The following is a 15,282-nucleotide window of genomic DNA, read 5'->3' on the forward strand; positions in this document are numbered from 1 at the left end:
CGAGGCTGGTTTGGAAAGGCGCTAAGGTAGTAAGCGCGCAGGCGCCATGCAAGGTCCCAGGTCGGTTTATTTGATCGCGCCGGGTCAAACCTCGAAGTGCTCGGCCAAGGCGTCGGAAAAATGCGTGCAATTGATGCGCGTGTAGCGTTGGTAGTCACGGCTCACCGCGAATGCAGAGCCCGGCATCAGCAGGATCTTGTGTTGCTCCAGTTTACGCATGAAAGGTTGCAGGTCGGGCAGGTCCGGGTGGTAGACCCAAAGGAACATACCCCCTTGCGGCGCTATATCGAACTGCCAGCCGCGCTCGAGCAGCAAGCGTTGGGTTTGCACTTGCTGGCGGATCAGGCGCTGCTGCACGTCTTTCATGTGCCGGGCATACGTGCCATCCGACAATATGGTGTTGACGAAGCGTTCGCAAAACGCAGGGACGGCGACGCAGGTCAGCAGTTTAAGGCGTGTGAGCGGTTCGATCAGGTCTTGCGAGCAGGCAATGAACCCCACGCGCAGCGAGGCCGACAGGCATTTGGAGAAGCTGCCGATGTAGATAACCCGGTCAAGGTTGTCCAGCTCGGCAAAGGTCTGGCGCACAGCAGGGCTGAAGTCCCCATAGACATCGTCCTCGACCACGAAGAACTCGTGCTCCACCGCCAGGCGCAGGACGCTGAAGGCGTTGTGCGGGCTGATGTTGCTGCCGGTCGGGTTGTGGAAGGTGCTGTTGCAGAAAAACGCCTTGACCTTGTGCCTGGCCAGGTGGCTTCTCATTTCTTCCACATCTGGCCCGTCCTGGGTCCGCCGAATGCCGACGACGTGCCCGCCAGCCATTTGGATCAGCTTGATCAGGTTGCCGTTGCCCGGCTCGTCGACGAAAACGTGGTCGCCCGGTTTGATCAGCAACCGTGCAACCAGGTCCAGGCCTTGCGTGGCACCCAGTGTGGTCAGCAACTGGTTGGGCCGGGCTTCGACACGGGTCAGCCGTTTCATGTGCACGCACAGCTGTTTGCGCATGGGCAGGTACCCCTGGATGTCGCCGTACTCTGCCAGCGAGCTTTGCTCCAGCCGCGCCGTGCGACGAATTGCCTTGGCCAGTAGTTCGGTGTCGCGCCACGCGGGGGGCAGCCAGCCGCTGCCCAGCTTGGTGAAGTGCTGGCCGCCCTGCAGCAGCCGGAACAGGGGGTCGCCGGCCATGCATTCGGGTTCGTGGATCACGCTGGTCTGCCTGGCGCGGTTTGCCACGAAGTAGCCTCGCCCAGGTGATGCCGTCAATACCCCTTCGCTGACCAGCTGGGCATAGGCCGACACGACGTCGTGGTAACTGAAGTCCACAGCAGCGGTCAGCTTGCGGATGGAGGGCATGCGTTGCCCGGGCAACCACTCGCCTGCATCCAGGCGTTGTTTCAAAAGGTGATGAAGGCTGCAGGGGATCATGGCAGGTCCGAAACCGTTAGAAAAAAAAGCCTAACAGTTAACGGAAATGCTTGTCGACTGTTCGTTTGCAAATGGCCAGCACATGCCAATATCCCCGTGTCGGAACTTTCGGCTGCCAACAAAGGCGGCACTGTTAGCGTCTGTGCAGACCAGACAACTGGATATCAAGCCCATGCACCCTATGGACATGCAATCAGCCGTCATTGCCAGGCTTCCTGTCCCTGACGAACTGGAGTCATTCAAAGTTGTAAAGAATCTTGTGACCTCGGCGTTATTGGAATGTTGTTCAATCGTCGAGTTCGAAGCACTGAAAGAAACACCGGTCATTGAACGTGTGACTGAACAGGCACATGCCGATTTACAGGCATTTGCCATGAAAGATCCGGCTGCCGGCCGCGACCTGGTATTCATTGCAAAAACCTACACCTCTTATTCTGCGGTTTTGCATTATCGGCTTGCCCATTGGATCTATAACAATAGCGCCGCGACCTACGGCGCCGGCGGTCAATGCCTGGCCGCCATGATCTCCAGGCGCGGAAAAATGCTTTCGGGGGCGGAGATCCATTTCCGCAGCCGCATTGGTGCGCGCTTCATCATCGATCACGGCATGGGCACCGTCATTGGCGAAACGTCGACCATTGGTGACGACTGCTACGTGCTTGGCGGCGTAACCCTGGGCGCCCGCGGTATCAGTGACAACCCCTTGAGCCCCAGGCACCCGACGTTGGGTAACCGGGTACAGATCGGCGCTTTCGCCAGTGTGCTGGGCGCTATTCATGTCGGTGACGGTGCGTTTATCGGGCCGGGCTGCATTGTGACCAAAGACGTCCCAGCCGCTGCCCGGGTACAGGTTAAAACATCATTGCAGGTGGTATTGGAATCATGAACGCTCTGAACTATGAAGTTTTAAGAAATACCGAAAAACTGTATTACAAAGACCAGTACCTGGCGGGCGCGAATACGCAAGTAGCGCGGGTGCACAGTGACGGCATCGAGTTGCTGAGTACGGTGGCCTATCCAGAAGGGGGCGGCCAGGAAGCGGACTTCGGCACCATTGAATTACCGGTGGGTACCGTGCGATTCGTCTGGGTTAAAAAACTCTACGGTAGCCCTATTCGCCTGGACGGTTTCAAAGGCGGAAAACTGGGCGGCATTATTATTCACAGCCTGCACCCGGATGATTTACACCTGTTGGATGAAGTCACCGTGGGTATGCCGGCCCGCGTCACTATCGATATTGAACGGCGCGAACGGCTGACGTTGTCTCACAGTGCCAGCCACTTCCTGTATGCCGCCGCCATCGGGCTGCGTGAAGAACTGAAGCAATGGACTATCGGCTGCCATATCAAGGAGGACACGGCACGTTTCGACTTCCTGGTCGAGGACGCTTTCACGGCTGAAGACGTGCTTGAAATTGAACGACGGGCGAATGAACTGATTGGCTGCGATGCGCCGATCGAGCACTACGCGGTTCAAGGCCTGGAAGACGCGCGTTTGTGGACCTACGACGGCATCGAAATCCCGTGCGGTGGTACGCACCTCGATTCGCCTCGGCGCATCGGGCGCCTTAGCGTCAAGCGCAAACGCCTGGGTAAAGGCAAGGAACGGCTGATCTGCGTGTTCCCCGAGGCCGAAATCGACTTGTCCACTTATCACGAGCACGCACTATGAACAGCACGTTACCGCGGCGCACGTACCTGTACTTCACGGCACAGTCGATCAACCTGACGACTGCCGTGATGTCGGTGACGATGGCCGCCATTGTCGGGGCTGCGCTGGCGCCTGATGCCGCATGGTCCACGGTGCCGTACGGGTTCCAGTTTCTGTGCCTGATGTTGGCAACTTATCCGGTCTCCAGGCTGATGAGCCGCATCGGCCGTAAAAAGGCGTTCATGCTGGGCGCGATTCCCCTGGCGCTGTCTGGCGTCAGCGGCTTTCTGGCGGTGGAGCACCAGCATTTTTCAACGCTGGTCCTCAGCCACTCTGCATTGGGTGTGTACATCGCGTTCGCCAATTTCAACCGGTTCGCGGCAACCGACAATCTTTCCCAGGCCTTGAAGCCCAAGGCACTTTCGCTGGTCGTGGCGGGCGGGGTCATTGCTGCTGTCGTCGGGCCGACGCTTACCGAGTGGCTGCGTGACGTGGGTGGTTACCCCCTGTTTTCGCTGTGTTATGCCGCGTTTGTCGGCCTGGCGTTGCTTTCATTGTTGATTGCGCTGTGCCTGCCCAACGATGCCGGTAAGGCCAGCGCGGTCAACAGCGCAGCAAAGCCGGCCAGTGTCCGTGCCGAGCCGGCAGGCCCGAGCGTGGTTGTGGCAATGGCTGTCGCTGCGCTGGGCTACGGGATCATGAACCTGCTGATGATCCAGGCCTCGATGCACATGAAACACATGCACGAGGACTTCACTGACGTCCGCCTGGCGATCCAGTGGCATGTGATTGCCATGTTTGCCCCGTCGTTCTTCACCGGCGCCATCATCCAGCGGCTGGGTATCAAGACCACCATTTGCGCGGGCCTGGCCCTGTTGATCGGTTGCTCGGCGATGAATATCTGGTCGCACAGCTACGCCATGATGACCCTGGCACTGATTGCCCTCGGGCTGGGCTGGAACCTCACTTATGTAGGCGGAGGTGCCTTGCTGGCCCAGTCACTGCAGAACAGCCCGGCAGCGATGCAGATGCAGGGCAAGAACGACCTGGCCATTGCCATTTTTGCCACCCTCGGCGCATTCAGCCCCTCGTTGTTGCTGAGCTCGGTTGGCTGGGACGGTACCAACGCCATCTGCATGGTCCTCTGCCTGGGGCTGCTGGTTGCCACTGCCGGCCTGCTGCAGAACAAGGCCTGCCTGCAAACGTCAATGGAAGGTAGCCGCAAATGAGCGAGCTCATCAGTGTCAGCGATCGTATCTACACCAAGCTGGAAATGAACAACCCGGGCGGTAGCCACAAATACCGGGCGGCGCGGCGGATCATCGAACATGCCGTGCGCAAGGGGGACATCATTCCCGGGGTGACGACCGTCATCGAAAAAACCGGTGGCAGCTTCGGCTTTGGCTTGCTGGCGGCCTGCCACAAGTACCAGGTCGCCGTAGAGCTGGCGGTCGGGCTGAGCTTCAGCCAGACCAAGCGGGATCTGCTGGAGTGTTTCGGTGCTCGGCTGATCGGCAAGGAAATGCTGATGGCCGGTGCCTCACCCAAGGACGTGGTGATGCATCACCTGGATAACCAGGCCGCGTTGGGTAAGTCATACTTCTACACCGACCAGTTCAACAACCCGGTGGGCATCGAGGCCCATCGTTATCAGACCGCCAGTGAACTGGCCCTGCAACTGACCAACGCCGGGGCAGGGCGGCAGATCCTGTTCGTGGGCTGTGCGGGTACTGGCGCCAGTTTCACGGGTATCACCCTGGGGCTGAAAGACCATGGCTTCGACGTGTCGACGGTGCTGGTCGACCCCAATGGCTGTGATTCGAGGGCTGGCGTGTTCGCCGATCATCGTTTTGAAGGCATGGCCGTGGGCGTTTGCCCGCCGTTCATGGACTGGTCGCTGGTGGACGAGCGGGCTCAGGTGCAACATGCAGAAATGCTCGCCGCACAGCGCTGGTTCTACATGCAGAGTGGCATTTTTGTCGGTAATACAGCCGCTGCCTGCCTGGCGGTTGCCCAGCGCATGGCCCAGCACCCGCGGTATGTCGAGACCACTCTGGTGACCATCGCCTATGATGCCGGCCTCTGGTACCAGGATCTGCTGGGGGCTAACCGGCGAAAGGCCGCGTAGCCACCTGTGTCAGGCCCATGGTCCAGAGGCTGGCACGCTACCTGGGGAGCGGGCAAGCACGCGAAGCATGCGACGCGGTGTATGGCACGGGCTTCGCCCGTGTTCGCGGGCGCGCCCGCTCCCACAGTGATCGCGCAATTGCTCAGATGTTGAATCGCGTCAGTCGATCAGGCGCCGTGGCACTTCTTGTACTTCTTCTCGCTACCGCACGGGCACGGGTCGTTGCGGCCAACGTCCTTCAGGGCGTTGCGCACCGGTTCTTGGGTGCCGTGGTTGCAGTGCGGGCCGTGTACATGGCCGTGGTCGTGGTGGTGATCATGGTCATGGTTGCAGTCAGGGCCATGAACGTGGGGTTGTTGGGACATTGCAGGGTTACTCCGGTATGTGATCGCCGGGGATTATCTCACCACTGCGCGAGATGTGCAGGTCCCGATGGATGAGCAACCCGGTCGCCAGTTCGCCCTGCAGGGTGTAATGCAGCGGCTGCTTGCTTCTGAGCAGCTTGGCCAGTGGCTTCAGGTGCTGCCACAGGTTGGTTCGTGCGGTGATCTTGAAAGTGCGCCGTGCATGCCCGCCCACGCTGCGCCATACGCTGGCTTCATCCTGCACCAGTAGCAGGTCATTGAGGCGTATTGCATACGACACGTTGCGAATGAACAGGCGGCTGTCATTGGGGTTGTCGACCCGCAGGTGCAGCACGAACTCCTGTTCCAGCAACCTGGCCTTGACCGTTTCGACCTCGACCAGATGCACTTCGGGCTCGCGCCAGTCCTCACCCCAACTGGCACAGCCCGTCAGCCATGCCATTAGCGCACCGAGCAGTAGCAGACGGGTGCGCTTGATCATGTTCAGTTCCCTACGTAGCTGGCGCAGCATTTCTTGAATTTGTGCCCGCTGGCGCAGGGGCAGGGGTCGTTGCGCCCGGCCTTCAACCCGACCGTTGGGTCGATGAAGTACCAGCGGCCGGCATGCTGGACGAACGCCGAGCGTTCGCGGTGCTGATGATCGCCGTCTTGGTCGTGCCAGCGTGCGGTGAAGGTGACGAAGCTGTGCTCGGGTTGGCCGCCCAGCACTTCTGCGCTTTCCACTTCCAGGCCCAGCCAGGTGCTCTGTGCACTCCAGTCGGCCATGGCAGCACGGTCCAGGCCGGCTTGCTGGGCCGGTAGGGTGGTGGCTACCAGGTAGTCGACAAGGCCCAGCACGTAGGCACTGTAGCGTGAGCGCATCAGGGCCTGGGCATCCGGTGCCGGGGTACCGGCATGGTAATGCCCGCAGCAGGCGTCAAGCAGGTTGCCACTGCCACAAGGGCAGACCGAGACACTCATCATCACCACCAGTACTTGCCGAAGTTTTCAGGGTTGGCCCAGAACTGATGGGGGGTAGGCGGGAGGCCAAGCGTAGCGGGCTTCATAGGGGGACCTCAAGTGGTTCTGGTGACATGAAGGTTACACCATTGGTCACACTTGGCGAGTGACTGCTACATCTGCAGCCTTGGCGCTGACCTTTCGTTCTGCGGCCTAAGAGTGGACGAAGTCCCGGAAGCGGTCACCCTCTCAAGACAGATTGGTGTTCACGATGACTCAGTCCCCCTGCCTGCCATGAGCGCAGTACGATCAAAATTGCGGTAATCTACATGCCAACTGGAAGTACATTAAAGCCCGGGGCTGTGCACAATAGGAAGCAAGAAGGACGTCATGAAGATAACCGCTAAAGATCCTGATATCGCAACTCTATACCAACGAATCAAACGTGGAACCATTGATCTTCGTCCTGACTTTCAGCGGGACATGGTGTGGAGCAAGTCTAAGAAACAAGGTCTTATCGACACTATTCTGAGGGACTGGAAGTTTCCGCCTATATTCCTTGTCATTACATCTTCGGAAACCCTCGAAGTTCTTGATGGGCAGCAGCGCCTTAGCTCAATTGTCGACTTCTTGGAAAATGGTTTTCCCATCGACGGAAATATAGAGCCACTCGATGATAGCATTGTAGCCATGCACGGCAGATACTTCACGGAACTCCCCGATCCCATAAGAAATCGTATAGAGCAATACTCCATTCGAGTGCATGAGCTTTATGATTTTAAAGAGGGTGAGCCGTACGAACTCTTCTTTCGTTTAAATCAAGGGGTCACTCTAACTCCGGCTGAAAAAAGAAATACATTTTTCGGTCCCGTGCGCGAGCAAATAAAAAATCTCGTCACCCTAATGGAAGGCAGTGGCGTCGATAGCTCTCTAATAGGATTCAATAACAATAGGCTGTCATATGATGATGTAATCGCGCGTCTTGTTTATGCTGTGCATACCAAAAATATTAACAAGAAAATTACCGATATAAATCTAATTGAATTTTACAGGTCCGGCTTTCCGGTGCCTGTGTATATCGAAGGTCGTGTTGCTACCGCCATAGAGGCACTTGTAGCAGCCTGCAAAATTGGACTGCAATTTGGATCAAAAGCCAAGCTCAACAAACCAACCTTGCTAACATGGCTCATTTACTTTTACTACGACCACACTGAAGACAATATTATCCATCTATTCGCTTTTGAGTCAATTCGAGAGCGCACAAAGGAAAGCAGCGACGAAGCCAGTACCCTGTCTCTACTATTCACTATCTACAATGAGCGTTCCGCCTCAAGTGTCAACGATGCGATACCAGTAAAGTTACGACTATTGATTATCTATTTGGTTGGTTGGATGCAAGGGCAGACATACTCGAGCAATGTCGGAGAGCGAGCTCTTGCCATATTGAGGAGAATTGAGTCAGCTGACAACGTCACGGAGACCATGCTGATTTCGTTCATGGAAGAAGAACAGTGGGGCTTAGAATGAAAAAAGCAGCCATCCAAGATTATTGGAATAAGGTTGATACCATTCACAGAGCTGCCAAAGGTATTATTTCCCTGCGACAACTCACACCACATCTTCCACCATTAGAGTTCAAGACTGGCGGCATTTTTGCCGTGGTAGGAGCCAACGGAGCTGGAAAAAGTAGCTTCTTCTCCTATTTAACCGATACGAACTACCGAAGAATAAATTTCCATAGCCATGAGGTCGAGCTCCATGGAGGTACTACCGTTTCGCTTCCTGGAGATGCAATTTCAGCAATACTTACGGAGCCGTTGACTGAACTTCGCGAGGTTAACTCAACCCTAATTCAGTTCAGAAGCACGTTTGGGCAAGATGGCGCAGCCCCGTTACCGGCAAAGGAACTAAGCTTAATCAACTACGTAATCGGTAGTAGCTACGACTCGATTAGTATTGAAGAGGTCGTTGTAGGGGACGATATTCATCTCCCTCGCTTTGTCTTCAGTAAAAATGGCGTTGAACATGATAATTTCACTGCCTCCATGGGTGAGCAGTTGGTTATGTTCATTTATTGGAGCCTTGCGAAGAAACATAGCGCGCCCGGCATTTTTTTTGTAGAGGAACCTGAAACAGGCCTCACCCCAGCAGCTCAAGAGAGAGTTGTTGATCTACTGGTCTTTCTTGCAGCCGATAGAAGCAAGCAGATATTTATATCCACACACTCGCCTTTCATAGTCTCCAAGCTCGGAGCTGAGCGTGTAATTGTCATGAAAAGACCTCAGGCTGCGCACTGGTCTCTTGGGTCTTCCGGTAGCTATCTCTCTGAGCTCGGAGTAGCTCCCGTTACTAAAGGAATCTTCTTTCTCGAAGATAACAAAGCAAAAGTTTTTTTTGAAAAGTTACTGGATCTCTATGGGAGTCAGATCAGGAAAAGCCACGAGATTGTTTTCCTTGGCGGCGAGTCTAACGTATACGAAGTGGTATACAGATACGCGCAGCAGAAGAGAGGATTGGAGATTAAAGGGGTACTTGATGCTGATCAGCGTCGAGAAGCAAAATATCAGCTTCCAGCGTTCACCTTTTTGCCCGGAGAGCTTGAGCCAGAGAACGAGCTACTGGCAATTATTCAAGCGCACCCTGTTGATTTTGCTAAGAAGCTTGGCGTGAGACCAGACAAGCTCCAAGATGCGATTCGCCTTTGCCAGGGCTATGAAAAACACGACAAGTTTGAAGAGATCTCTCGCTCACTTTATGGGAAAGTAGAGCCAAGTGTCTATCAGACTGCGTTTTTACTGTGGTTCGAGAAGCACCCCAACAAACAAAATATCGAAGAATTCATTCTATCCGTTGACTCAGAGCTTACCGCTGACGACATCGAAATTGTACGCAGTTTGTATCCTGATTAACTTCGTCTGCGTCACTGCGAGCTATCACCTTTTAAGCTCGCAGTGATTTTGCTATTCCGCAGCCCCGTGCTGCCTACTGGGTACATAAGAAAAAGAGCATCATCGGTGTACGGCCCTTTGAACTGTGCTCAGGCTTACACCCCCCCCTTGAGGTCTGACCATGTGGCTTCCGGTCGGTCGAGGTGAAAGACGGCCAGAGCCTTGAGAATGTCTTGCGATAGCGTCATAGCGGAGGGGCGTTCCGTAGTGCGAAGTGAAACCGTGAGGCTACGGGCGGAGCATCCCCGAGGTCGGATCCGGAGATAGTAGATGCCGTTACGTCGATAGTGCCAAACCGAAAGCCGTTGAGGCGGTTTCTGTGACAGGATGGTGACAAATGGCCCAGCTCGGGCATAGCGTGGTGGATGGTCATTGGTGCTCAAGCCCTTGATATACGCGGGTTTCACCACCAGTACTTCCCAAACATTTCAGGGTTGGCCCAGAACCTGGCATTGAGCCAGTCCGGGACCTGCTTATAGTCATGTAGATCATAGGTGAACAGGTTCAAAACCTGTTGCTCACGGCAGAATTTCTCGCTGGCCGACATGGCCAGGGCGAAAAAGTCGGTGTCCTGCCAGCCGCAGGCAGCCAGGTCGGCCAGCACTGCAACCCGGCTGGCATTGAGGTTGCGAATGCCGCCGAGCAGCTCCAGGCCGGTGCGCTTGGGCAAGTGCTCCAGGCAGTCCACCAGTACCGCCAGGTCAAAGCGCTTGGCGGCCAGTTCGGCCGGCAGCGGCCCGGGGGCGGCGGTGTCGATGGTTACCTGGGGGTGTGCCTGGGCGAAAGCGTCCAGCGCTGGGAAGCGCGTACCCACCAGCAGCAGCCGTTGTGGAGTGAAGCGCTCGAGCAGGGCTGCCAGGGCCTGTTGCGGGGTGCGTTTGGAGAAACCTTCGGTCATTGCCATTCCTCGTTCAAGTCATCCAAGACTAGCGGGCTGCGGCGTGCGGGCAAAGGGGCATGTGACCGTGTCGTAGCTTATTGCTGGCAGGGTTGGAATGCGCGGTCTTTACTCCCAGAGATCGGCCTTATGCCGATTCCCCCTAGGAGAAGCAATGAAATGAGCATAGTACGCACAGCGATACCCCTGGTACTGCTCACCAGTGTGTTGACTGGTTGTGCAGGTTTGCAAAAAACCGACTGGCCGAAATGTGCCGCCGTCGGGGGTGTAGGCGGCGCCGCCCTGGGCGCCATCGAAAGTTCCAGCTGGGCTGGCTGGGGTGCGTTGCTGGGCGGTGGCCTGGCGGCGGGCTATTGCTGGGCCCATGGCGATGGCGACGAGGATGGCGACGGCGTGCCCGACAGCCGTGACAAGTGCCCTGGCACCCCGCGTGGTGTGCAGGTCGATGCCAACGGATGCCCGCCTGAGCCGGTTGCGGTGGTCGAAGAAGTGGTGGTGCAGAAGGAAGAAGTCATTGTCATCCGCGATGTGCACTTCGAGTTCGATTCTGCGCGCCTGACGGCCAGTGACAAAGAGCGCCTCAATACCATTGCCACGCGCCTGAAACAGGAAGCGCCCTCTGCCCGCCTTAGCGTCAGCGGCCATACCGACAGCGTCGGTTCCGACAGCTACAACCAGAAACTGTCCGAGCGACGTGCCCATTCGGTGACCGATTACCTGGTCGAGAGCGGTGTACCGCGCAGCAGCTTCGTTTCGGTGGTCGGCGCGGGTGAAACCCAGCCGGTGGCAGACAACGCCACGGCCGAAGGGCGTGCCATGAACCGTCGTACCGAGATCAAGATCCAGCGGTAAGACGGCGGGCGCCCGTGCCTCGAGCAGTGGCACGGGCGCGTCTTCATGCCGGCCAGCCGTTTGTGGCCAATGACACAGGAGCATTCAGCATGAGTGTGACGTCGAAGGCGGCATTGCCGCTGTTGGTGGCTGCCAGCCTGCTCGCGGGCTGCGCTACGCACAGCGATGGCAGCGCGCCCCTCAATCAAAGGACCTGGCCCATCTGCAGCCTGCTGGGCGGCTTGGTCGGTGGTGGCCTTGGTGCCATCGAGAGTTCTTCCTGGGCTGCCGGTGGTGGCGCCTTGGGCGCCATCGCCGGCGGGCTGATTTGTTACGCCCAGGACGGTGACGAAGATGGTGACGGCATTTTCGACCGGCGCGATCACTGCCCCGAGACCCCGGCCAACACGGCGGTCGATCACATGGGCTGCCCACTGAAACAGTACCCGGCCGCGCCACCTGCCAGTGCACCCGAACCCTCGCCAGAGGTGATCACCCTCGATGACAACGGCGCGGTGATGTTCGCCTTCGACTCCGCCGAACTGACGCCGGCGGCCCAGCAACGCCTGCAAGGCCTGGTGGAGAAGCTCAATTCACCGACGGTGGCCAAGGTTCGTGTGATCGGGCACACCGACGGTGTGGGCTCCGACAGCTACAACCAGGCACTTTCCGAACGCCGCGCCAGTAGCGTTGCCGAGTACCTGATCGGCCAGGGCTTGGAGATGGGCAAGGTCACCAGCCAGGGCCGTGGGGAAAGCGAACCGGTTACCGACAACGAAACCGAGGAGGGCCGCGCGCGCAACCGACGGGTGGAGCTGCACCTCAACTGAGTGGTGCTGGTGCCTGTCTTGGCATTGCCGTTAATGTTGTTCGCACGGTTTGCTCGATCAGGCCACCTCGACATGACAACTCTCTATAGGGGCGTGGTATGAAGTTCATCCTGGGCCTGGGCAAGGTCCTGACGGTCGCTTTCTGGGGGGTGGTGCTGTTCAATCAGCTGATGCCACAACCCTTGCCCTTCAATCTGCTGATCAATGCCGCAGGCATCGTCTTGTTTGGCCTGCACCTGCTTGAAGTGCTGTTTTTCAATCGCAGCCTGCGCGGGCGCAGTCACCGTTGGTTTGACCGTTTGCAAATCCTGTTGACGGGAATCTTCCATGTCATGTCCATTCCCCGTCCGCGGGAGGCGCCGCGGGTGAACTGATCTTGCAGCGCCTCTGATGCTCACTGCGACCCCTTGCCGGAGCGGGCTTGCCCAGGAACACCGGCAACGCCGGTGCCATGCACCGTGGCACCGGCTTCGCTGCAGGTTGCACGCAGCGCCTGTCAGATGACCAGTCGCGAACTGGCCACCGCCACCACTGCCAGCCCCAGCAGCAGATTGACCCCCACCATCCGCCGAATGCGCCCCAGTACCGCCGCACCCGTCGGCCAGTCCTCGGCCTGCACCGCTGCCTTCAATTCCGGCAGCAGCAACGCCTGAATGCGCATGAACAAGGCAAACATGGCGATCCCGCCACCGATCATCACGTGCACGTACCGGGGCGCCGTCTCGAAACCGCTGAAGCGCATGTGCAACATGCCGATACCACTTATCGCCAAAATCGCCACCGCCAGCCAGACCCAGCCGAAGAAGCGTCGGAAAACTTCCACCCACAAGCGCAGGCGGGCAGGCCCTTCAAGGGCTGCAACCGTTGCCGGGCGCAGCACCAGCCAGGCGAAGAACATGCCGCCGACCCATACGAGTGCGGCCAGAACATGCAGGGTGTAGGGCAGGGCAAAGGCGAGCATTCGGATCTCCATGCGGCAGAAAGGGCAATAGCGGGGTATGATAGCCGCCCCATGTGAAACACTGAAAATATATCCAGCCCTTCGGGCGCCTGCAGACCATGATCAGCAACGAACTCAAAGCCACTATCCAGGGCGCCTATTCGCGTTTTCTCGAAGCCAAGAGCCTCAAGCCGCGCTATGGGCAGCGCCTGATGATCGCCGAAGTGGCCAAAGTGCTTGGCGACATTGTCTGCGACGATGAAGGCCGCCGCGCTGGCGAGCCTGCCGTGGTGGCCGTGGAAGCGGGCACCGGTACCGGCAAGACGGTAGCCTACAGCCTGGCGGCCATCCCGGCTGCCAAGGCCGCCGGCAAACGCCTGGTGATCGCCACAGCCACCGTGGCCCTGCAGGAACAGATCGTCTTCAAGGACCTGCCCGACCTGATGCGCAGCAGCGGCCTCAACTTCAGTTTCGCCCTGGCCAAGGGCCGTGGCCGCTATCTGTGCCTGTCCAAGCTCGACATTCTGTTGCAGGAAGGCCACGCCCAGTCAGCCACGGCTCAGTTGTTCGAGGAAGAAGGCTTCCGCATCGAAGTCGACGAGCGCAGCCAGAAGCTGTTCAACAGCATGATCGAGAAGCTTGCCGGCAACCGCTGGGACGGTGACCGTGACAGCTGGCCAGAGGCCCTGGAAGACCAGGACTGGGCACGGCTGACCACCGACCACAGCCAGTGCACCGGCCGCCACTGCCCCAACTTCCAGCAGTGCGTGTTCTACAAGGCCCGCGAAGGCATGGGCAAGGTCGATGTGATCGTCACCAACCACGACATGGTCCTGGCCGACCTGGCCCTGGGTGGCGGTGCAGTGTTACCCGACCCACGCGACACCATGTACGTGTTCGACGAAGGCCATCATCTGCCAGACAAGGCCATCGGCCATTTCGCCCATTATTCGCGGCTGCGTTCCACCGCCGACTGGCTGGAACAGACCGCCAAGAACCTGACCAAATTGCTGGCCCAGCATCCGCTGCCCGGCGACCTGGGCAAGTACATCGAGCAGGTGCCGGAGCTGGCGCGAGAAGTACGCACCCAGCAGCAGTTCATGTTCACCCTTTGTGAACAGGTGGCTGACTTCCGTCCCAGCGAGGACACCGAAGGCCGTGAGCGTCCGCGTTACCGTTTCGAGGGTGGGGTGGTGCCGGAGCAGATTCGTGAAGTGGGCATCGAACTGAAAAAGGGCTTTGCCCGCCTCAACGATCTGTTCACCCGCCTGGCTGACCTGCTCAAGGAAGGCATGGACGGCGAGGTCAATATCGGCATCGCCAGCCATCAGGCCGAAGAGTGGTATCCGCTGTTCGGTAGCCTGGTCACCCGTGCCCAGGGTAACTGGGAGCTGTGGACGGCCTTCACCGCCGAAGACCCGGAAGACAGCCCGCCCATGGCGCGCTGGCTGACCTTGGCCGAAAGTGGCGCGCTGTTCGACATCGAAGTCAACGCCAGCCCCATCCTCGCCGCCGATATGCTGCGGCGTAGCCTGTGGAGCGTGGCCCACGGCGCGCTGGTGACCTCGGCGACATTGACCGCGCTGGGCAAGTTCGACCGTTTCCGCATGCGCTCGGGGTTGCCGCGCGACGCAGTCACCTGCGTGGTGCCCAGCCCGTTCGTGCATGGCGATGCCGGCCTGTTGCGGGTCCCCGACCTACAGGCCGACCCACGCGATGCAGCAGCGCACACCGCGGCGATCATCCGCGAGCTGCCGAACATCGTCGAGGATGCCCGTGGCGCGCTGGTGTTGTTCTCGTCACGCAAGCAGATGCAGGATGTGTTTGACGGTCTGGACCGTGACTGGCGCAAGCTGGTGCTCATCCAGGGTAACCTTTCAAAGCAGGAAACCCTGAACAAGCACAAGGCGCGGGTCGACGATGGCCAGCACAGCGTGCTGTTTGGCCTGGCCAGCTTTGCCGAAGGTGTCGACCTGCCGGGTGCGTATTGCGAGCACGTGGTCATCGCCAAGATTCCCTTTGCTGTGCCCGACGACCCGGTCGAAGCTGCGCTGGCCGAGTGGATCGAGGCACGTGGCGGCAACCCGTTCATGGAAATTGCCGTGCCTGACGCCTCGTTGAAGCTGATCCAGGCCTGCGGCCGCCTTCTGCGTACCGAGCAGGATCGCGGCGTTATCACCTTGCTTGACCGGCGCTTGGTCACGCAGCGCTACGGCAAGGCTATTCTCAATGCGCTGCCGCCGTTCCGGCGGGAAATTTCCTGACCGCCGGAGCACTTGCGCCGGCGCATTGTCCATCACCCGTCTTGGGCCCATCAGGGCCCTGAAG

At 58.5% G+C, this 15,282-nt stretch carries 16 protein-coding genes; 10 read left to right on the forward strand and 6 right to left on the reverse strand.

All coding sequences use genetic code 11. The features are described 5' to 3' along the window. Nucleotides 1-84: 84 nt before the first annotated feature. Nucleotides 85-1,425, reverse strand: a complete 1,341-nt coding sequence (locus I8746_RS24800) for a PLP-dependent aminotransferase family protein (RefSeq protein ID WP_221101134.1) — start codon at nt 1,423-1,425, stop codon at nt 85-87. Between the two features lie 172 nt (nt 1,426-1,597). Between I8746_RS24800 and I8746_RS24805 the strand changes: the two genes are divergently transcribed. Genes I8746_RS24805 through I8746_RS24820 form a run of 4 tightly spaced genes read left to right on the forward strand, consistent with a single transcriptional unit; the run spans nt 1,598 to nt 5,203 of the window. Then, nucleotides 1,598-2,311, forward strand: a complete 714-nt coding sequence (locus I8746_RS24805; RefSeq protein ID WP_221101135.1) for a serine O-acetyltransferase — start codon at nt 1,598-1,600, stop codon at nt 2,309-2,311. Further along, a complete protein-coding gene (locus I8746_RS24810; protein ID WP_004576216.1) occupies nt 2,308-3,096 on the forward strand; it encodes an alanyl-tRNA editing protein in 789 nt (262 codons plus the stop codon). The genes I8746_RS24805 and I8746_RS24810 overlap by 4 nt, the downstream gene beginning before the upstream one ends. Continuing rightward, nucleotides 3,093-4,304, forward strand: a complete 1,212-nt coding sequence (locus I8746_RS24815) for an MFS transporter (protein WP_221101136.1) — start codon at nt 3,093-3,095, stop codon at nt 4,302-4,304. Before I8746_RS24810 ends, I8746_RS24815 begins: the two co-directional genes overlap by 4 nt. Beyond that, entirely contained in the window at nt 4,301-5,203 is a 903-nt protein-coding gene (locus I8746_RS24820) for a pyridoxal-phosphate dependent enzyme (RefSeq protein WP_192907538.1), read from the forward strand. Before I8746_RS24815 ends, I8746_RS24820 begins: the two co-directional genes overlap by 4 nt. A gap of 167 nt (nt 5,204-5,370) precedes the next feature. Here the strand turns inward: I8746_RS24820 and I8746_RS24825 are convergent, their stop codons facing one another. Genes I8746_RS24825 through I8746_RS24835 form a run of 3 tightly spaced genes read right to left on the reverse strand, consistent with a single transcriptional unit; the run spans nt 5,371 to nt 6,528 of the window. Further along, nucleotides 5,371-5,568, reverse strand: coding sequence for an SEC-C metal-binding domain-containing protein (locus I8746_RS24825; RefSeq protein ID WP_012051415.1), 198 nt, complete (start codon nt 5,566-5,568; stop codon nt 5,371-5,373). 7 nt (nt 5,569-5,575) lie between these two features. Further along, complete coding sequence (locus I8746_RS24830; protein ID WP_161773493.1) at nt 5,576-6,049, reverse strand: LEA type 2 family protein; 474 nt, start codon at nt 6,047-6,049, stop codon at nt 5,576-5,578. A 2-nt stretch (nt 6,050-6,051) separates the two neighbouring features. Beyond that, on the reverse strand, nt 6,052-6,528 hold the full coding sequence (locus I8746_RS24835; protein WP_003254897.1) for a YchJ family protein: 477 nt from the start codon (nt 6,526-6,528) through the stop codon (nt 6,052-6,054). Between the two features lie 369 nt (nt 6,529-6,897). On the opposite strand from I8746_RS24835, the gene I8746_RS24840 reads away from it, so the two are divergent. Beyond that, nucleotides 6,898-8,034 (forward strand): DUF262 domain-containing protein, encoded by a 1,137-nt coding sequence (locus tag I8746_RS24840; protein WP_221101137.1) that lies wholly within the window; start codon nt 6,898-6,900, stop codon nt 8,032-8,034. Then, on the forward strand, nt 8,031-9,416 hold the full coding sequence (locus I8746_RS24845; RefSeq protein WP_221101138.1) for an ATP-dependent endonuclease: 1,386 nt from the start codon (nt 8,031-8,033) through the stop codon (nt 9,414-9,416). The genes I8746_RS24840 and I8746_RS24845 overlap by 4 nt, the downstream gene beginning before the upstream one ends. A 442-nt stretch (nt 9,417-9,858) precedes the next feature. Here the strand turns inward: I8746_RS24845 and I8746_RS24850 are convergent, their stop codons facing one another. Beyond that, nucleotides 9,859-10,353, reverse strand: a complete 495-nt coding sequence (locus tag I8746_RS24850; RefSeq protein ID WP_221101139.1) for a DUF6231 family protein — start codon at nt 10,351-10,353, stop codon at nt 9,859-9,861. Between the two features lie 159 nt (nt 10,354-10,512). Between I8746_RS24850 and I8746_RS24855 the strand changes: the two genes are divergently transcribed. The 3 genes from I8746_RS24855 to I8746_RS24865 all read left to right on the forward strand — a co-directional run bounded on the left by I8746_RS24855 (nt 10,513) and on the right by I8746_RS24865 (nt 12,388). Beyond that, the gene (locus tag I8746_RS24855) at nt 10,513-11,205 is read left to right on the forward strand and encodes an OmpA family protein (protein ID WP_003254894.1); all 693 of its coding nucleotides are present in this window, start codon (nt 10,513-10,515) and stop codon (nt 11,203-11,205) included. Between the two features lie 89 nt (nt 11,206-11,294). Further along, entirely contained in the window at nt 11,295-12,014 is a 720-nt protein-coding gene (locus I8746_RS24860) for an OmpA family protein (RefSeq protein ID WP_047605042.1), read from the forward strand. A gap of 98 nt (nt 12,015-12,112) precedes the next feature. Further along, nucleotides 12,113-12,388: a DUF1145 domain-containing protein gene (locus tag I8746_RS24865; RefSeq protein WP_003254892.1), complete on the forward strand. Its 276-nt coding sequence runs from the start codon at nt 12,113-12,115 to the stop codon at nt 12,386-12,388. 122 nt (nt 12,389-12,510) lie between these two features. Here I8746_RS24865 and I8746_RS24870 read toward each other — a convergent pair whose 3' ends face one another. Next, on the reverse strand, nt 12,511-12,975 hold the full coding sequence (locus I8746_RS24870; RefSeq protein ID WP_010952286.1) for a CopD family protein: 465 nt from the start codon (nt 12,973-12,975) through the stop codon (nt 12,511-12,513). Between the two features lie 98 nt (nt 12,976-13,073). Here I8746_RS24870 and dinG point away from each other — a divergent pair, with 98 nt between their 5' ends. Continuing rightward, a complete protein-coding gene (gene dinG / locus I8746_RS24875; protein WP_221101140.1) occupies nt 13,074-15,218 on the forward strand; it encodes an ATP-dependent DNA helicase DinG in 2,145 nt (714 codons plus the stop codon). The last annotated feature ends 64 nt before the right edge of the window (nt 15,219-15,282 follow it).

This window comes from Pseudomonas sp. USTB-Z (assembly GCF_019691255.1).
Taxonomy (GTDB): domain Bacteria; phylum Pseudomonadota; class Gammaproteobacteria; order Pseudomonadales; family Pseudomonadaceae; genus Aquipseudomonas; species Aquipseudomonas alloputida.

What these genes read in the sequence shown, in the direction of transcription:
- I8746_RS24800 (WP_221101134.1), bottom strand. Translation starts at nt 1,425, where the DNA reads ATGATCCCCTGCAGCCTTCATCACCTTTTGAAACAACGCCTGGATGCA.
- I8746_RS24805 (WP_221101135.1), top strand. Translation starts at nt 1,598, where the DNA reads ATGCACCCTATGGACATGCAATCAGCCGTCATTGCCAGGCTTCCTGTC.
- I8746_RS24810 (WP_004576216.1), top strand. Translation starts at nt 2,308, where the DNA reads ATGAACGCTCTGAACTATGAAGTTTTAAGAAATACCGAAAAACTGTAT.
- I8746_RS24815 (WP_221101136.1), top strand. Translation starts at nt 3,093, where the DNA reads ATGAACAGCACGTTACCGCGGCGCACGTACCTGTACTTCACGGCACAG.
- I8746_RS24820 (WP_192907538.1), top strand. Translation starts at nt 4,301, where the DNA reads ATGAGCGAGCTCATCAGTGTCAGCGATCGTATCTACACCAAGCTGGAA.
- I8746_RS24825 (WP_012051415.1), bottom strand. Translation starts at nt 5,568, where the DNA reads ATGTCCCAACAACCCCACGTTCATGGCCCTGACTGCAACCATGACCAT.
- I8746_RS24830 (WP_161773493.1), bottom strand. Translation starts at nt 6,049, where the DNA reads ATGATCAAGCGCACCCGTCTGCTACTGCTCGGTGCGCTAATGGCATGG.
- I8746_RS24835 (WP_003254897.1), bottom strand. Translation starts at nt 6,528, where the DNA reads ATGAGTGTCTCGGTCTGCCCTTGTGGCAGTGGCAACCTGCTTGACGCC.
- I8746_RS24840 (WP_221101137.1), top strand. Translation starts at nt 6,898, where the DNA reads ATGAAGATAACCGCTAAAGATCCTGATATCGCAACTCTATACCAACGA.
- I8746_RS24845 (WP_221101138.1), top strand. Translation starts at nt 8,031, where the DNA reads ATGAAAAAAGCAGCCATCCAAGATTATTGGAATAAGGTTGATACCATT.
- I8746_RS24850 (WP_221101139.1), bottom strand. Translation starts at nt 10,353, where the DNA reads ATGACCGAAGGTTTCTCCAAACGCACCCCGCAACAGGCCCTGGCAGCC.
- I8746_RS24855 (WP_003254894.1), top strand. Translation starts at nt 10,513, where the DNA reads ATGAGCATAGTACGCACAGCGATACCCCTGGTACTGCTCACCAGTGTG.
- I8746_RS24860 (WP_047605042.1), top strand. Translation starts at nt 11,295, where the DNA reads ATGAGTGTGACGTCGAAGGCGGCATTGCCGCTGTTGGTGGCTGCCAGC.
- I8746_RS24865 (WP_003254892.1), top strand. Translation starts at nt 12,113, where the DNA reads ATGAAGTTCATCCTGGGCCTGGGCAAGGTCCTGACGGTCGCTTTCTGG.
- I8746_RS24870 (WP_010952286.1), bottom strand. Translation starts at nt 12,975, where the DNA reads ATGCTCGCCTTTGCCCTGCCCTACACCCTGCATGTTCTGGCCGCACTC.
- dinG (WP_221101140.1), top strand. Translation starts at nt 13,074, where the DNA reads ATGATCAGCAACGAACTCAAAGCCACTATCCAGGGCGCCTATTCGCGT.